General features: G+C 72.1%; 16 protein-coding genes. 2 read left to right on the forward strand and 14 right to left on the reverse strand.

Features of this window, described 5'->3' with window-relative positions:
* Positions 1-204: 204 nt before the first annotated feature.
* The 8 genes from ACFYZ3_RS32480 to ACFYZ3_RS32515 all read right to left on the reverse strand — a co-directional run bounded on the left by ACFYZ3_RS32480 (position 205) and on the right by ACFYZ3_RS32515 (position 7,627).
* Positions 205-1,014, reverse strand: a complete 810-nt coding sequence (locus tag ACFYZ3_RS32480) for a DUF3159 domain-containing protein (RefSeq protein ID WP_388525282.1) — start codon at positions 1,012-1,014, stop codon at positions 205-207.
* 3 nt (positions 1,015-1,017) lie between these two features.
* A complete protein-coding gene (locus ACFYZ3_RS32485; RefSeq protein ID WP_076976707.1) occupies positions 1,018-1,416 on the reverse strand; it encodes an OB-fold nucleic acid binding domain-containing protein in 399 nt (132 codons plus the stop codon).
* 94 nt (positions 1,417-1,510) lie between these two features.
* Positions 1,511-2,194, reverse strand: a complete 684-nt coding sequence (locus tag ACFYZ3_RS32490) for a response regulator (protein WP_003973149.1) — start codon at positions 2,192-2,194, stop codon at positions 1,511-1,513.
* Positions 2,191-4,737: an ATP-binding protein gene (locus ACFYZ3_RS32495; RefSeq protein WP_388525286.1), complete on the reverse strand. Its 2,547-nt coding sequence runs from the start codon at positions 4,735-4,737 to the stop codon at positions 2,191-2,193. Before ACFYZ3_RS32495 ends, ACFYZ3_RS32490 begins: the two co-directional genes overlap by 4 nt.
* A gap of 121 nt (positions 4,738-4,858) precedes the next feature.
* Complete coding sequence (locus ACFYZ3_RS32500) at positions 4,859-5,551, reverse strand: ABC transporter ATP-binding protein (protein ID WP_388525289.1); 693 nt, start codon at positions 5,549-5,551, stop codon at positions 4,859-4,861.
* A 189-nt stretch (positions 5,552-5,740) separates the two neighbouring features.
* The gene (locus ACFYZ3_RS32505) at positions 5,741-6,493 is read right to left on the reverse strand and encodes a DUF3710 domain-containing protein (protein WP_003973152.1); all 753 of its coding nucleotides are present in this window, start codon (positions 6,491-6,493) and stop codon (positions 5,741-5,743) included.
* 1 nt (position 6,494) lies between these two features.
* Entirely contained in the window at positions 6,495-7,046 is a 552-nt protein-coding gene (gene dut, locus ACFYZ3_RS32510) for a dUTP diphosphatase (protein ID WP_361006944.1), read from the reverse strand.
* Positions 7,043-7,627, reverse strand: coding sequence for a PaaI family thioesterase (locus ACFYZ3_RS32515; protein WP_093457139.1), 585 nt, complete (start codon positions 7,625-7,627; stop codon positions 7,043-7,045). Before ACFYZ3_RS32515 ends, dut begins: the two co-directional genes overlap by 4 nt.
* A gap of 57 nt (positions 7,628-7,684) precedes the next feature.
* On the opposite strand from ACFYZ3_RS32515, the gene ACFYZ3_RS32520 reads away from it, so the two are divergent.
* Positions 7,685-8,149 carry a DUF3093 domain-containing protein gene (locus ACFYZ3_RS32520; protein WP_361006946.1) on the forward strand — a complete coding sequence of 155 codons (465 nt, stop codon included), beginning with the start codon at positions 7,685-7,687 and terminating at the stop codon, positions 8,147-8,149.
* 14 nt (positions 8,150-8,163) lie between these two features.
* On the opposite strand, the gene ACFYZ3_RS32525 is transcribed toward ACFYZ3_RS32520, so the two are convergent.
* The 4 genes from ACFYZ3_RS32525 to ACFYZ3_RS32540 form a co-directional block, all read right to left on the reverse strand.
* On the reverse strand, positions 8,164-9,117 hold the full coding sequence (locus ACFYZ3_RS32525) for a hypothetical protein (protein WP_388525293.1): 954 nt from the start codon (positions 9,115-9,117) through the stop codon (positions 8,164-8,166).
* Positions 9,118-9,130: 13 nt separating this feature from the next.
* The gene (locus ACFYZ3_RS32530) at positions 9,131-9,427 is read right to left on the reverse strand and encodes a DUF4193 domain-containing protein (RefSeq protein ID WP_003993510.1); all 297 of its coding nucleotides are present in this window, start codon (positions 9,425-9,427) and stop codon (positions 9,131-9,133) included.
* A gap of 405 nt (positions 9,428-9,832) precedes the next feature.
* A complete protein-coding gene (locus ACFYZ3_RS32535; RefSeq protein WP_388525296.1) occupies positions 9,833-11,077 on the reverse strand; it encodes a sensor histidine kinase in 1,245 nt (414 codons plus the stop codon).
* A 6-nt stretch (positions 11,078-11,083) separates the two neighbouring features.
* The gene (locus tag ACFYZ3_RS32540) at positions 11,084-11,737 is read right to left on the reverse strand and encodes a response regulator transcription factor (protein WP_003993508.1); all 654 of its coding nucleotides are present in this window, start codon (positions 11,735-11,737) and stop codon (positions 11,084-11,086) included.
* A 426-nt stretch (positions 11,738-12,163) separates the two neighbouring features.
* Between ACFYZ3_RS32540 and ACFYZ3_RS32545 the strand changes: the two genes are divergently transcribed.
* The gene (locus tag ACFYZ3_RS32545; RefSeq protein ID WP_007387792.1) at positions 12,164-12,337 is read left to right on the forward strand and encodes a hypothetical protein; all 174 of its coding nucleotides are present in this window, start codon (positions 12,164-12,166) and stop codon (positions 12,335-12,337) included.
* A 656-nt stretch (positions 12,338-12,993) separates the two neighbouring features.
* Here ACFYZ3_RS32545 and ACFYZ3_RS32550 read toward each other — a convergent pair.
* Positions 12,994-13,812, reverse strand: a complete 819-nt coding sequence (locus tag ACFYZ3_RS32550; RefSeq protein WP_388525300.1) for an inositol monophosphatase family protein — start codon at positions 13,810-13,812, stop codon at positions 12,994-12,996.
* 8 nt (positions 13,813-13,820) lie between these two features.
* A complete protein-coding gene (locus tag ACFYZ3_RS32555) occupies positions 13,821-14,948 on the reverse strand; it encodes a ferrochelatase (RefSeq protein WP_388525303.1) in 1,128 nt (375 codons plus the stop codon).
* Positions 14,949-15,081: the final 133 nt, after the last annotated feature.

Here is a 15,081-nt window from a genome sequence, read left to right on the forward strand (position 1 = left end):
GCAGACTGCCACCAAGGTGCTTTCTACCGCTGGGAAACGGTCGATATGCGCCGCGTACACGCCAGTTCGGGGCGCCACCCCCGCATGCGGCCGCGGGGGGGGGGGGGGGGGGGGGCGGCCCGCCCGGGGGGGGGGGGGGGGGGGGGGGGGCGGGGGGGGGCCCCCCCCCCCCCCCCCCACCGCCGTACTGTCCCGTCCCGTCCGTCAGGACTTGCGGTGCCTGCCGCCGCGCAGGTCCGCGGCCTCCCCGTCGGCCTCGGACGGCCCCGGCAGGGCGCCGCCGGCCTCCTCCTGCTCGCGTTCGCGCCGTTCCCGCTCGGCCTTCTCGGCTTCGTCCGCCGCCTCCATCTCCGCGAACACGTCGATGGGAGCGGGCGCCTTGGCCAGGAAGACCCAGGTCAGCCAGACGGCGAGCAGGAAGGGCGGGATCTTCAGGGTGACCAGGACCCAGCCGAGCTGCTCGGTGTCCGCCCACCAGTACAGCGGGAAGAGGATCGCGCTCTTGGCGAGCAGGATCAGGCCCCACGCGTAGCTGGCCTTGGTGTACGCCTTCTTGCGGCCGGGGTTGCGGGTGCGCCAGGAGAGGTTCTCCTTGAATACCGGGCCGAGGATCAGGCCGATCAGCGGCACGCCGGCCAGCGAGGTGACGATGTACGCCAGCGCCAGGCCCAGGGTGTAGAGCATGCCCGGCAGATAGAAGTTCTTGGCGTTGTCGGTCATCATCGCGAAGACCACGCCGAAGGCGACACCGAAGACCCCGCTGAACGCGTGCTTGACGGTGTCCTTCATCACGAGCCGGACGACGACCAGCACCACCGACACGGCCAGGGCCGCGATCGCCGACATGTGCAGGTCGTTGTTGAGGGTGAAGATGGTGACGAAGAGCAGGCCCGGCAGCACCGTCTCGATCATGCCCCGCACGCCGCCGAACGCCTCGAACAGCGCGGCCTCCGTCACCGCCCGGGCGTCGTCGGCCTCTGTCGTCTCTTCGGTCGGCTTGTCGAGCGACGTCACCGGCTACTCCCGTCCGAGGGGTCTCAGTTCGTATTTCGGGTTGAAGAGCACCCGGCGGCCGTGGCTCATGGAGATCCGGCCCGATGCGATGAGCTTGCGCCCCGGCTCTATGCCCACGATGGAGCGTCTGCCCAGCCACACCACGTCCAGGGCGGCGGAACCGTCGAACAGCTCGGCCTCCAGGGCCGGAACGCCCGCACGCGGTCGCAGGGTGACCGTGCGCAAGGTACCAGTAACCGACACGACCTGCCGGTCCTGGCAGTCTCCGATACGCGTGCAGCCGGCGGTGTCGGCGTCCTCGCGCAGTTCCTCCGACTCCAGGTCCTCCTGAGACGAGGAGAGCCGGTCGAACATGCGCCGGAACCGGCCCACCGGCTTGTCGGAACGCGGAGCAGCACTCATATCTGAAGCGTACCGGGGCCCGCCGACAGCCATGCACCCCTCTCGGGACGGGATGGCGTGGCTCACTTCCTCCTCACCTCCCGTGCACGGCCTCTCACTTCTCGAAGCGGTACCCCATGCCCGGCTCGGTGATGAAGTGCCGTGGGTGCGCGGGGTCCGCCTCCAGCTTGCGGCGCAGCTGGGCCATGTAGACCCGCAGGTAGTTCGTCTCCGTCCCGTACGACGGCCCCCACACCTCCTGCAACAGCTGCTTCTGGCTGACCAGGCGCCCCGTGTTGCGCACCAGCACCTCCAGCAGATGCCACTCGGTGGGCGTCAGGCGTACGTCCCGGCCGCCCCGGTTGACCTTCTTGGCGGCCAGGTCGACGGTGAACTCCGGGGTGTCCACGACGACCTCGTCCTCGCCGCCGGGGACGGGCTCGGCCCGGCGGACGGCGGCCCGCAGCCGGGCCAGCAGCTCGTCCATGCCGAAGGGCTTGGTGACGTAGTCGTCGGCGCCCGCGTCGAGCGCCTCGACCTTCTCGTCGGAGGAGTGCCGGGCGGACAGCACCAGGATCGGCACCCGGGTCCAGCCGCGCAGCCCCCTGATCACCTCGACGCCGTCCATGTCGGGCAGGCCCAGGTCCAGGACCACCACGTCGGGGTGTCGGGCGGCGGCGAGCTGGAGGGCGGTGGCGCCGTCGTGGGCGGCGTCGACCTCGTAGTGCCGTGCCTTGAGGTTGATCACGAGGGCCCGCACGATCTGCGGTTCGTCGTCGATCACGAGCACCCGGGTCATCGGGCGGCCTGCCTTTCTGCTGTCGCGAGACGGGAGGTCGGCGCGGGCGAGCCCACCGCGCGGAGGGTGAGGACCATGGTGAGGCCGCCGCCGGGGGTGTCCTCGGCGTTCAGGGTGCCGCCCATCGCCTCGGCGAAGCCGCGGGCCACGGCCAGGCCGAGTCCCACCCCGGCCCCGCGCGGAGCGTCGCCGTAGCGCTGGAAGGGCTCGAAGATGCGGTCCTTGGCCTCGTCCGGCACTCCCGGCCCCCGGTCCACGACCCGTACCTCGACGCGGTCCGCGAGGGCGCTGGCGGCGACCAGGACGGTCCGGTCGTCCGGACTGTACTTGACGGCGTTCTCCACCAGGTTGGCCAGCGCCCGCTCCAGGAGCCCGGCGTCCACGGCGACCATGGGCAGCGTCTCGGGGATGTCCAGTTCCGCGCTGCCCTCGGGTACGCCGCCGAGCGCCATCGGCGCCACCTCGTCCACGTCGATCTCGCGGATCAGCGGGGTGACGGTGCCGGTGTGGAGGCGGGACATGTCGAGCAGGTTGCCGACGAGGTGGTCGAGGCGGTCGGCGCCCTCCTCGATGCCCTCGAGCAGCTCCGCCCGGTCCTCCTCTGACCAGGCGACGTCGTCGGACCTGAGGCTGGTCACCGCCGCCTTGATCCCGGCCAGCGGGGTGCGCAGGTCGTGGCTGACGGCGGCCAGCAGGGCGGTGCGGATGCGGTTGCCCTCGGCCAGCGTGCGGGCCCGGTCGGCCTCCTCGCGCAGGCGGCGCCGGTCCAGGACGACGGCGGCCTGGGCGGCGAAGGCGGCCAGCACCCGGCGGTCCTCGGCGGGCAGGACCCGGCCGGTCAGCGCGAGGGCCATGTGGTCGCCGACGGGCATGTCCACGTCCGCGTCCTCCGGGCGGTCGACCGGCGGTCCCGACCCGGCGCGGCCCGCACAGGTCCAGGGCGCCACGTCGCCCTCGCGCTCCAGCAGGGCGGCCGACTCCATGCCGAAGGTCTCGCGCACCCGCTCCAGGAGGGTCTCCAGGCTGGTCTCGCCGCGCAGCACGTCCCCGGCGAGGAAGGACAGGATCTCCGACTCGGCACGCAGCCGGGCGGCCTGGTGGGTGCGGCGGGCCGCGACGTCGACGACCGAGGCGACGGAGAGCGCGACGCCCACGAATATGGCCAGCGCAAGCATGTTCCTGGGGTCGGCGATGGTGATCCGGTTGACGGGAGGCGTGAAGAACCAGTTCAGCAGCAGCGACCCGACCGCGGCCGAGGCGAGCGCCGGGAGCAGCCCGCCGAGCAGGGCGGCGGCGACGGTGAGCGCCAGGTAGAGCAGGACGTCGTTGGCGAGCCCGAGGTGGACCGTGCTGAGCAGCAGCGTCAGCAGCACCGGGCCGCCCAGGCCCGCGAACCAGCCCCAGACGATCCGGGACCGGCCGAGCCGCGCGCCCCTGGCCACCGGCAGCCCGCGTCCCTTGGCGACCTCCTCGTGGGTCACGATGTGGACGTCCAGGTCGGAGCCGGACTCGCGGGCGACGGTGGCGCCGACGCCGGGTCCGAAGACGTACTGCCAGGTCTTGCGGCGCGAGGAGCCGAGGACGATCTGGGTGGCGTTGACGCCGCGGGCGAAGTCGAGCAGTGCGGCCGGTATGTCCTCGCCGAGCACGTGGTGGAAGGTGCCGCCGAGGTCCTCCACCAGGGTGCGCTGGACCGCCAGCTCCTTCGGGGAGGCCGAGGTCAGCCCGTCGCTGCGGGCTATGTACACGGCCAGCACCTCGCCGCCGGCGCCCTTCTCGGCCAGGCGCGCGGCCCGCCGTATCAGCGTCCGCCCTTCGGGGCCGCCGGTGAGGCCGACCACGATGCGTTCGCGCGAGCCCCAGATCTTCGAGACCCGGTGCTCGCTGCGGTACTGCTGGAGGTACTCGTCGGCCCGGTCCGCGACCCACAGCAGCGCCAGCTCGCGCAGGGCGGTGAGGTTGCCGGGGCGGAAGTAGTTGGACAGGGCCGCGTCGACCTTGTCCGGCTGGTAGATGTTGCCGTGGGCCATGCGGCGGCGCAGCGCCTGGGGCGACATGTCGACCAGTTCGATCTGGTCCGCGCGCCGCACCACCTCGTCCGGCACCGTCTCGCGCTGCCGTACGCCGGTGATGGACTCCACGACGTCGCCGAGTGACTCCAGGTGCTGGATGTTGACGGTGGAGACGACGTCGATGCCGGCGGCGAGGAGTTCCTCGACGTCCTGCCAGCGCTTGGCGTTGCGCACGCCGGGGACGTTGGTGTGGGCCAGCTCGTCCACCAGCGCCACCCGGGGGGCGCGGGCCAGGACCGCGTCCAGGTCCAGCTCGGTGAAGGCGGCGCCCCGGTACTCGACCTCCCGGCGCGGCACTTCTTCCAGGCCGCGCAGCATCACCTCGGTGCGTGCCCTGCCGTGGTGCTCGACGAAGGCCACGACGCAGTCGGTGCCCCGTTCGACGCGCCGGTGCGCCTCGGACAGCATCGCGTACGTCTTGCCGACGCCCGGTGCCGCACCGAGGTAGATCCGAAGCTTGCCGCGTCCCATGGCCTCATTGTCTTCCGGTCACCGCTGACTGCGCAGCGTCGACCCTACGGCCCACAATCACGGCAAAAAGGACGGGGGCGGGGATGCCGGTCGTCCTTGACGGAACTCTGACGCCGGAGCGTCACTCCTCGACGATCTCCCCGTCGCGCAGCTCCAGCACCCGGTCGGCGAGGTCGAGCAGGGTGGCGTCGTGCGTGGCGACCAGGGCGGTGACCTGCTCGCTGCGTACGACGGCCCGCAGCAGCTCCATCACGGAGTGGCCGGTCTCGGCGTCCAGCTGGCCGGTGGGCTCGTCGGCGATCAGCAGCGCGGGGTTGTTGGCGAGGGCGCGGGCGATGGCGACCCGCTGCTGCTGTCCGCCGGACATCTCTCCGGGACGCTGGGCGGCGTGGTCGGCGAGGCCGACCAGGGAGAGCAGCAGCTCGACGCGTTCCTCGCGTTCCTTCGGCGCGGCCCGGCGCAGCCGCAGCGGTACGCCGACGTTCTCGGCGGCGGTGAGGATCGGGATGAGCCCGAAGGACTGGAAGACGAAGCCGACCCGGTCCCGGCGCAGCGCGAGCAGTCCGTCCTCGTCCAGCTCCGCGAGGTCCCGGCCGTCGACCTCGACCCGCCCGGCGTCCGGGGTGTCGAGACCGCCGACGATGTTGAGCAGGGTGGTCTTCCCGGATCCCGACCGCCCCTTGAGGGCGACCAGCTCACCGCGCGGCACGTCGAAGGAGACGCCGCGCAGGGCGTGTACGGCGGCGCTGTCCCGGCCGTACGACTTGCGCACGTCCTCGACCCGCACCATGGTCTCCGTGACCACCTGGCTCATGTCGTGCCCTCCCCCGTCGTACTCGGTGAACCGGGCGCCAGTATCACCGGCGGCGGCGGACGGATCAACGGCCGGGGACCGATCGGGGCCGCCCGACCCTGCCGGCCGGCAGCGTGAAGGGCCACGTCCGCCTGGGGACGCGGCCCTCGTGGCACGCGCGTACGGCCGGCAGCCGTACCGGGTCCTCGCCTACCGGACCTCGGTGATCTCCGGTCCGCGCTGGAGCTGGCCCATGCCGCCGGCGAAGCGGGAGCCCTCCTCCTGCTGCACGCCCTCGGGGACCATCTGCGCGTCGTTCGGCAGCTTCAGGACGATGGGGTCCCTGGGGGCCATCGGGCCCTCGCCGCGGACGACGACCGTGTCCCGGAAGATCTGCTCCAGCAGACCGGCGGCCTGCGGCTGCACCGCGCCCTGGCCCGAGATCACGCCGCGCAGGAACCAGCGGGGGCCGTCCACACCGACGAACCGCACGACCTGGAAGCCGCCCGTGCCGTCGGGCAGCTGCACCGGGACCTGGGCCCGCAGCTCCCAGCCCAGCGGACCCTCGACCTCGTCGATGATGCCGCCCTGCTGGGTGATGCCGGAGCCGATCTCCTCGCGCACCTCGCCCCAGATGCCCTCGCGCTTGGGCGCGGCGAAGCCCTGGAGCTGGATGGCGCTGTCGCGCAGCACGACGGTCGCGGCGACGATCGCGTCGCCCGCGACCTCCACCCGCAGTTCCATGCCGTCGACCCCGGGGATGAACAGGCCGCCCAGGTCGACCCGGCCCTCGCCCGGATCGCGGACCTCGGTGCTGTCCCAGGGCCCGTCGGGGCGCGGCTCGGGCTCGAGCCGCACGCGTTCGCGCTCTTCGTCCGCCTCGGTGTCGACGCTGTCGACGACCTGCTCGGTCTCGCCGGCCGCGTCCTCGGCGGCGTCATTCTTCTTGCGACGTCCGAACACGTCACTGTCCTTCCCGGTCGGATACGACCGAAGCGTATCGATTCCCACCCGTCGGGCCGCCTTCGGCGACCTGACCGCTTGTGCCGCTTGCAGGGTCCAGCCCGGCGTGGCCGCCGGTGGACCCGAAGCCCCCCTCGGCCCGCGCCGAGCCGGGAAGTTCCGCGACCTGACGGAAGCGGACCCTCTCGACCTGCTGGACGACCAGTTGGGCAATCCGGTCGAAGCGCTCGAACCGCACGCTCTCGCGCGGGTCGAGATTCACCACGATCACCTTGATCTCCCCACGGTACCCGGCATCAATCGTCCCCGGGGCATTCACCAGGGCGACGCCGCAGCGTGCGGCCAGTCCGGAACGTGGGTGCACGAAGGCCGCGTACCCCTCGGGGAGGGCGACAGACACGCCGGTGGGCAGAACGGCGCGTTCGCCGGGCGCCAGCTCCCGGCCGACGGTGGTGCGCAGGTCGGCGCCCGCGTCACCGGGCTGCGCGTACGCCGGAAGCGGTACGTCGGGGTCGACGCGGCGGATCAGCACCTCCAGGTCGGCACGGCTCACGGGTTCACCTCGAAGGCGCGGGCGCGGCGGAGCTGGTCGGGGTCGTCCATGGCGGCGCGGATCTCCTCCTCGCGGCCGTTCTGGACGAAGTGCTCGACCTTGACCTCGATGAAGAGGGCGTCGGCGCGGACGGCGACGGGGCCGTCGGGCCCGCCGATCCGGCCGGTGGCGGTGGAGTAGATCTTCCGGCCGGCCACCGCGGTGACCTCGGCCTCCAGATACAGCGTGGTGTCCACGGGCACCGGCCGCCGGAAGTCGGTCTCGAGCCGTCCGGTCACCGCGATCGTGCGCAGCAGCCAGTTCAGCGAGCCCAGCGTCTCGTCCAGGGCGGTGGCCAGCACGCCCCCGTGTGCCAGCCCGGGAGCGCCCTGGTGGGCGGGGCGGACGGTGAACTCGGCGGTGATCGACACGCCTTCGCCCGCGCGCGCCTGGAGGTGCAGTCCGTGGGGCTGGTCGCCGCCGCAGCCGAAGCACTGGCCGTAGTGGGCACCGAGCAGCTCGCCGGGGGCCGGCGCGTCGGGGTGCCGTACGGGTTTCACGGCGTCGGCGGGGGGCTGAAGACCTGGGGAAGTACCACTCACAGGCGCAGACCTTACCCGCGCGTCGGCCGAACACCGATACCGTGCCAAGCTTGCTTCATGCAGCTCTCCACGGCCCCGTACGAAGAACGCCTCACCGCGCCCCGCTACTGGTGGCTGGTCTCCTTCCTGGTGGGGCTGGCGTTCGCGCTGATCCTGCTGCCGTTCGGCACGCTGCCGATGCTGGGCGGCCTGGCGGGCGGCACCGCGGTGGCGGCGGTGGCGGCCAGTTCGTACGGCGCGGTCCGCATCCGGATCGTGGGCGACTCGCTGATCGCGGGCGAGGCGAAGGTGCCGCTCTCGGCGCTGGGAGAGGCGGAGATCCTCGATCCGGAGGAGGCCCGCGCCTGGCGCACGTACAAGGCCGACACCCGGGCGTTCCTGCTGCTGCGCGCCTACATTCCGAGGGCCGTGCGGGTGCTGGTGACGGACCCGGAGGACCCGACTCCGTACCTGTACCTGTCGACGCGTGAGCCGGAGCGGCTGATCGAGGCGCTGGAGGCGGCGAAGGCCGCGGCCGCGTAGGGCGGGCCCGCGGGTCAGCGGTCGTCTTTGCCGAAGTTTTCCCCACGGCCGGGCAGACCGGGCCCGATCCCCTTGGTGATCTCACCCATGTCCAGGGCGTCCTGCGGGCGTTCCAGGGCCGGAAGGTCGCCCAGGGCGCTCCAGGCGACCTGGCTCTTGCGCAGGTCGGTCCGGATTCTCGCGGCCAGTTTCCGGGTGTCGCGCCGGTTCATGACGGCGCCCACGGCCGCGCCCACCATGAAGGGCATCAGGTTCGGCAGGTCGCGCACCATCCGCTTCATGATCTGCTGGCGCAGCTGGCGCTTCATGTGGCTGTTCATCGCCGAACCGAGGGTCGACGGCTTGGACACGTCGACGCCGCGTTCGTCGGACCACGAGTTCAGGTACGCGGTGCTGCGCTGGGCGAGGCCGCCGGGCGGGCGTACGCCGTAGACCTCGTGGAGTTCGGCGATCAGCTTGAGCTCGATCGCCGCGACGCCGGTGATCTCGGCGGCCAGTTCGGTGGGCATCGCGGGTGGTACGGGCAGCATCGCCGCCGCTCCGATGCCCGCTCCCACGGTCGCCGTGCCCTTGGCCGCGCCGGCCACGAGCCGGTCGGCGATCTCCTCGGGTCCGAGGCCCGGGAACTGTCTGCGCAGCGCCGCCAGGTCCCGTACGGGCACGCGCGGGGCCAGGTCGATGATCCGGTCGGCGAGGTGGGCCAGGGCCGCCCTGGCGCGGGCGCCGCCGTTGCGAACGCCCTGTCCGGCCTTGTCCCGGAACGCCGCTGCCCGGCGCCGGGCAGCGGGTGCCGGAGGCCGCGCGGTCGCCGGGAGGTCGCTCCGGTCGGCCACTGGCTCGAGCGGGGCCCTCCCCGTATCGGTCGGGCCCCGCTCGTCTTCACGCGCGCTGTAGGGACCGTCGGACGGCCCTTGGTCCGCTCCTCGTCGGGAGAAGCGGCGCTTCCAGGGAGGGGTCGAGCCGGTCACGGCCGACCCCGCCTCAGTCGCAGTCGCGGCAGATCGGCTGGCCGTTCTTCTCCCGGGCCAGCTGACTGCGGTGGTGCACCAGGAAGCAGCTCATGCAGGTGAACTCGTCCTGCTGCTTCGGCAGTACACGGACGGCCAGTTCCTCGTTCGAGAGGTCGGCGCCGGGAAGTTCGAGGCCTTCCGCGGCCTCGAACTCGTCGACGTCGACGGCCGAGGCGGACTTGTCGTTCCGCCTGGCCTTCAGCTCTTCGAGGCTGTCCGAGTCGACGTCGTCGTCGGTCTTGCGTGGAGTGTCGTAATCGGTTGCCATGGTCGCTCTCCCCCTCTGGGTGTCTGCGGTGTCTTCAGCGCACGTAACGCGTGAGAGGCCGGACTTGTGCCCGACCTGAGGCGGAGATTTTGCCTCACATCAAGGTCTGTTACTCAATCGACACCCAACCGGACTCCTCACGAGTGATCGGCTTGGATGGCGATGGGGACCGTACACGGTCCTAATGCCGCACTTCAAAGGCGTCTCACCGTGTACTTCCCGTGATCAGGGGCCCTGAAAACCGGGATTTTCCCGGCTTTCCGACAGGGTGCATGATCACGGAGAGTAGAGGGCGGGAAAGCCTCCGCTGTGATCGATCACACACGCGACTCCAGGGCCGGTGGCCTGGAAATTCCGCTCAAAGCGAACATCCTCGGGTCTCGGTGAGATGTCGGGGTCATGATCTCAGACGGGGAGCGTCACGCGCATCACGAGCCCACCGCCCTCGCGCGGCTGGGCGGAGATGTGGCCGCCGTGCGCCCGGGCCACGGACCGCGCGATGGACAGCCCGAGGCCCACGCCCTTGTCGCTGCCCGTCCGCTCGGTGCGCAGCCGCCGGAACGGCTCGAAGAGGTTGTCCACCTCGTACGCCGGTACGACCGGGCCCGTGTTGGTGACCACCAGGACCGCCTGACCGCCCTCCACGGCCGTGGTGACCTCCACCCAGCCCTGCTCGGCGATGTTGTAGCGCACGGCGTTCTGGACGAGGTTCAGGGCGATCCGCTCCAGCAGGACGCCGTTGCCCTGGACCACCGCGGCGTCGCGGGTGCCGCGGATCTCCACGCCCTTGCTGTCGGCCTCGGCGTGCACCTGGTCGACGGCCTGGCCGGCCACCTCGGCGAGATCCACCGGCTTGCGCTCGACGATCTGGTTGTCGCTGCGGGCCAGCAGGAGCAGGCCCTCGACCAGCAGCTCGCTGCGTTCGTTGGTCGCGAGCAGCGTCTTGCCGAGCTGCTGGAGCTCCACCGGGGCGCCGGGGTCGGACAGGTGCACCTCCAGGAGCGTGCGGTTGATCGCCAGCGGCGTGCGCAGCTCGTGGGAGGCGTTGCCGACGAAGCGCTGCTGGGCGGTGAAGGCCCGCTGCAGCCGCTCCAGCATGTCGTCGAAGGTGTCGGCCAGCTCCTTCAGCTCGTCGTCCGGGCCGTCCAGCTCGATCCGGCGGGAGAGGTCGGAGCCCGCCACCGCGCGCGCGGTACGGGTGATCCGGCCCAGCGGGGACAGGACGCGCCCGGCCATGGCGTAGCCGAAGGCGAAGGCGATCACGGCGAGGCCGAGCAGCGCCAGCAGGGAGCGGCTGAGCAGGTTGTCCAGGGCGACCTTGCGCTGGTGGTCCATGCAGTCGCTGATGGCCGCGTTGAAGTCGGACAGCGACAGGCCGCCGTTGTCGACCACGGGACAGGTGCTGCTGGAGACCTTGAGGTCGGTGAAATCGACGATCTTGTACAGCGGTTCGTTGCCGGTGCGCACCGCCTGGGCGGCGAGCAGGTAGATGATCGACAGCAGCAGGATGCCGGCGATCAGGAACATGCCGCCGTACAGCAGCGTGAGCCTTATCCGGATGGTGGGGCGCAGCCACGGCAGGGGCGTGACCGAGCGCGGGTCCCACGTGGGCTTGGGGGGCGCCCCGGGGGGCGCGGGTGTCGTCGCCACGGCCGGTCAGATCCGGTAGCCGGAGCCGGGGACGGTGACGATGACGGGCGGCTCGCCCAGCTTGCGGCGCAGGGTCATGACGGTCACCCGCACGACGTTGGTGAACGGGTCGGTGTTCTCGTCCCAGGCCTTCTCGAGGAGCTGCTCGGCGGAGACCACGGCGCCCTCGCTGCGCATGAGGACCTCGAGCACGGCGAACTCCTTGGGCGCGAGCTGCACCTCCTTGCCGTCGCGGAAGACCTCCCGGCGGTTGGGGTCCAGCTTGATCCCGGCCCGCTCCAGGACGGGCGGCAACGGCACGCTGGTGCGCCGGCCAAGGGCGCGCACGCGGGCGATCAGCTCGCTGAACGCGAAGGGCTTCGGCAGGTAGTCGTCGGCGCCGATCTCCAGGCCCTCGACCCGGTCGCTGACGTCGCCGGAGGCCGTGAGCATGAGCACGCGCGTGGGCATGCCCAGCTCGACGATCTTGCGGCAGACGTCGTCGCCGTGCACGAGGGGGAGGTCGCGGTCGAGGACGACCACGTCGTAGTCGTTGACGCCGATGCGCTCCAGGGCGGCCGCACCGTCGTACACGACGTCGACGGCCATGGCCTCCCGGCGCAGTCCGGTGGCCACCGCATCGGCGAGCAGCTGCTCGTCCTCGACGACGAGTACGCGCACGTCGCTTGTCCTTCCTGTGTCCACCCGCGTAGCGCTTCTCGGACGCACGAGGGCAGGGGCTGGTGGGTGTGTTGCCTCCATCCTGCCCTTTTCGGCCATAAGTCGGCTGTAAGTCGGGTGAGGGGCCGGTGACGAAGATCGGCGCGGAAAGGCCGCCGGAGCGGGAATGCGGGATTTTCTCGCGCGGTTGAGGTTTCCGCGAAGGGGAGCTGGGGGAGGACGGCTTTACACCCCGCGATCACGCTCTGCCTGTACCGCGTTACCGCGCGGTACGCCGCGGTCCGCTTCCGCAGAGCGGGCGTGGGTGTCCGGCACCGTCGCCGCCCGGCAGGGCTGCGCTGGGCACTCCACCGGAGGCGTGATCGCCCCTTCCGATCGGCACACCCCCGTGCCAACGACCCACGACCCAGGACGAGGGGGCGCAGCATGGACGCTTTCACCGCAGGACTTCTGCAGCGCATAAAGACGACCGAGTCCGACCTGTCCCGGGCCCGCGACGAGGGCGACGAGTTCCTTGTCGAGGTGGAGCTGGGCGAGCTCGACGATCTGCGCCGTCTCGCTGCCGAGCACGGTGTGGAGGTCAGCGCGACCAACGCCTGATCGGCCCGCGAAGAACGAGGCCCCGGTGGGATCCAGCACCGGGGCCTCGTCGTGCGCGGTGCCGTGTCGCGTTCGTGGCGTGCCCTGGCGGCCACGGCGCACGGGCAGTACGGGCAGTACGGGCAGTACGGGCAGTACGGGCAGCACAGGGTGGGACGGCCGGGGCAGGTCGGGCGGCAGGTCGGGCAGAGTGGCTGCCCGATCCGACCCGGCGGGGGGACACGCCTGAGCGGTCTCCGGGACCACGCGAGCCGGACGCGACCGAACCCCGTCCGCAAGGAGGCGGCGCCGACGCGGAGGGGCGGTCCGGACCCACGTGCCTGGCCGTGCCGCCGACGGGTCGACCACCCGAGCCCCGCCGACCGTTCTCGTCGGCCACGACGCGATCTGACCGACCGCGGAACCGACCACGGATCCGACCGCACGAGCATGCCGGCGACGGCCCGCTCGGCCGGGGCGGGACCGCCGCCCGGCACCCCGCGCGGCGGCCGACGAGTGCGGACGGCATGATGCGGCCCCGCACACGTGAGCGCGGCGTCCCCGCTCGGGCACCCGGCACCCCCGCAGGGCGCCCGAGCGGGGGTGACGGTCACGGCCCCGAACGACGACACTCCCCCACGACGACCGACGTCACCCTCCGCACAACCGCCGGCGGCCTACGCTCCGAAGTCCGTCAGGAGCCGCTGGAGGGGTTCGAAGACGGCCGGGGTGGCGGCGATGGTCAGGTCGCCGGTGGGGCGCTCACCGGGGCGGCCACCGGTCACCGCGCCCGCCTCACGGGCGATCAGGTCGCCCGCCGCGAGGTCCCAGGGATGCAGCCCGCGCTCGTAGTAGCCGTCGAGGCGTCCCGCGGCCACGTCGCACAGGTCGATCGCCGCCGAGCCGCCGCGCCGGATGTCCCGCACCAGCGGGATCAGCCGCCGCGCGATCTCCGCCTGCTCGGCGCGGACGTCGGCGACGTAGTTGAAGCCGGTGGAGACCAGCGCCTGGTCCAGTGGTGCCGCGGATCGGCAGGCGAGCCTGCGTTCGCCCTCCCAGGCACCCGTCGCCCAGGCGCCGCCGCCCAGCACCGCGTGGTAGGACTCGCCCCGCATCGGGGCCACGACCACGCCGGCCACCCGCTCGCCGTCCTGCTCGGCGGCGATGGAGACCGCCCAGGTGGGCAGGCCGTAGAGGTAGTTCACCGTGCCGTCGAGCGGGTCGATGACCCAGCGGACGCCGCTGGTGCCCTCCGTGGCGGCGCCCTCCTCGCCGAGGAAGCCGTCGTCGGGGCGGCGGTCGGCGATCAGCCCGGTGATCAGCTTCTCCGCCGCGATGTCCATCTCGGTGACCACGTCGATCGGGCTGGACTTGGTGGCGGCGACCGCGAGGTCGGCCGGGCGGCCGTCCCGCAGCAGCTCGCCCGCGCGGTGGGCGGCCTCCTGGGCGATCTTCAGCAGGTCGGCACGGAGTGGATCGGGCGTCACGTCGGTCACGGGGGTCCTCACGCGTAAGGGCTGTCGGCGCCCGCGGCGGCGGGCCGGGGGGCACGGGCGGGGCAGCAGCCGACCGGGCACAGGTTGTGGCTCGCGCCGAGCGCGCCGAGGGCGCAGGGCGCGACCTCCTGCCCGCGCTCGTCGCCCGCCCGCTCAAGCACCAGGTCGCGGACGGCCGCGGCGAAGCGCGGGTCGGCGCCCACGGTGGCCGAGCGTCGCACCGGCAGCCCCAGCTCCTCCGCCTTGGCGGTGGCCTCCGTGTCGAGGTCGTACAGGACCTCCATGTGGTCGGAGACGAACCCGATGGGGGCCATCACGACCGCGGGGACACCGGCCGCCTGCCGCTCCTCCAGGTGGTCGCAGATGTCGGGCTCGAGCCACGGGATGTGCGGGGCTCCGGAGCGCGACTGGTAGACGAGCTGCCAGGGGTGGTCGACGCCGGTGCGCTCGCGGACGGCGTCGGCGATCACCTGCGCCACGTCCAGGTGCTGGCGCACGTACGCCCCGCCGTCGCCGTGCTCCTCGACCGGGCCGGACGTGTCGGCGGCGGAGGTGGGGATCGAGTGGGTGCAGAACGCGATGTGCGCGCCGTCCCGGACCTCCTCGGGCAGCTCGGCGAGGGAGCGGACGACCCCGTCGACCATGGGCTCGACGAAGCCGGGGTGGTTGAAGTAGTGCCGTAGCTTGTCGATCTTCGGCAGCTCCAGGCCCTCGGACTCCAGGGCGGCGAGGGCGTCCGCCAGGTTCTCGCGGTACTGGCGGCAGCCCGAGTACGAGGCGTAGGCGCTGGTGGCGAGGACCAGGATGCGGCGGCGTCCGTCGCCGGCCATCTCGCGCAGGGTGTCCGTCAGGTACGGCGCCCAGTTGCGGTTGCCCCAGTAGACCGGCAGGTCCAGGCCGTGCTCGGCGAAGTCCTTGCGCAGGGCGTCCAGCAGGGCGCGGTTCTGGTCGTTGATGGGGCTGACGCCGCCGAAGAGGAAGTAGTGCTGTCCGACTTCCTTGAGGCGTTCCTTGGGGATGCCGCGCCCCCGGGTCACGTTCTCCAGGAACGGGACCACGTCGTCCGGGCCCTCCGGGCCGCCGAACGAGAGCAGGAGCAGGGCGTCGTAAGGGCTGGCATCGAGCACGTCTGGCATGCCCCGATCCTGCCACCCGGCACTGACAGCGGGGAAACGGTGGGGTACCGACCGTGCGTTTCACCAGGTCCGAGGGGGTGTTTCCGAACGAAGGGGCGAGTAAGCTGTATCGACTGTGTTCGCACCTTACTGA

The sequence above is a fragment of the Streptomyces sp. NPDC001599 genome (assembly GCF_042893535.1).
Lineage (GTDB): Bacteria > Actinomycetota > Actinomycetes > Streptomycetales > Streptomycetaceae > Streptomyces.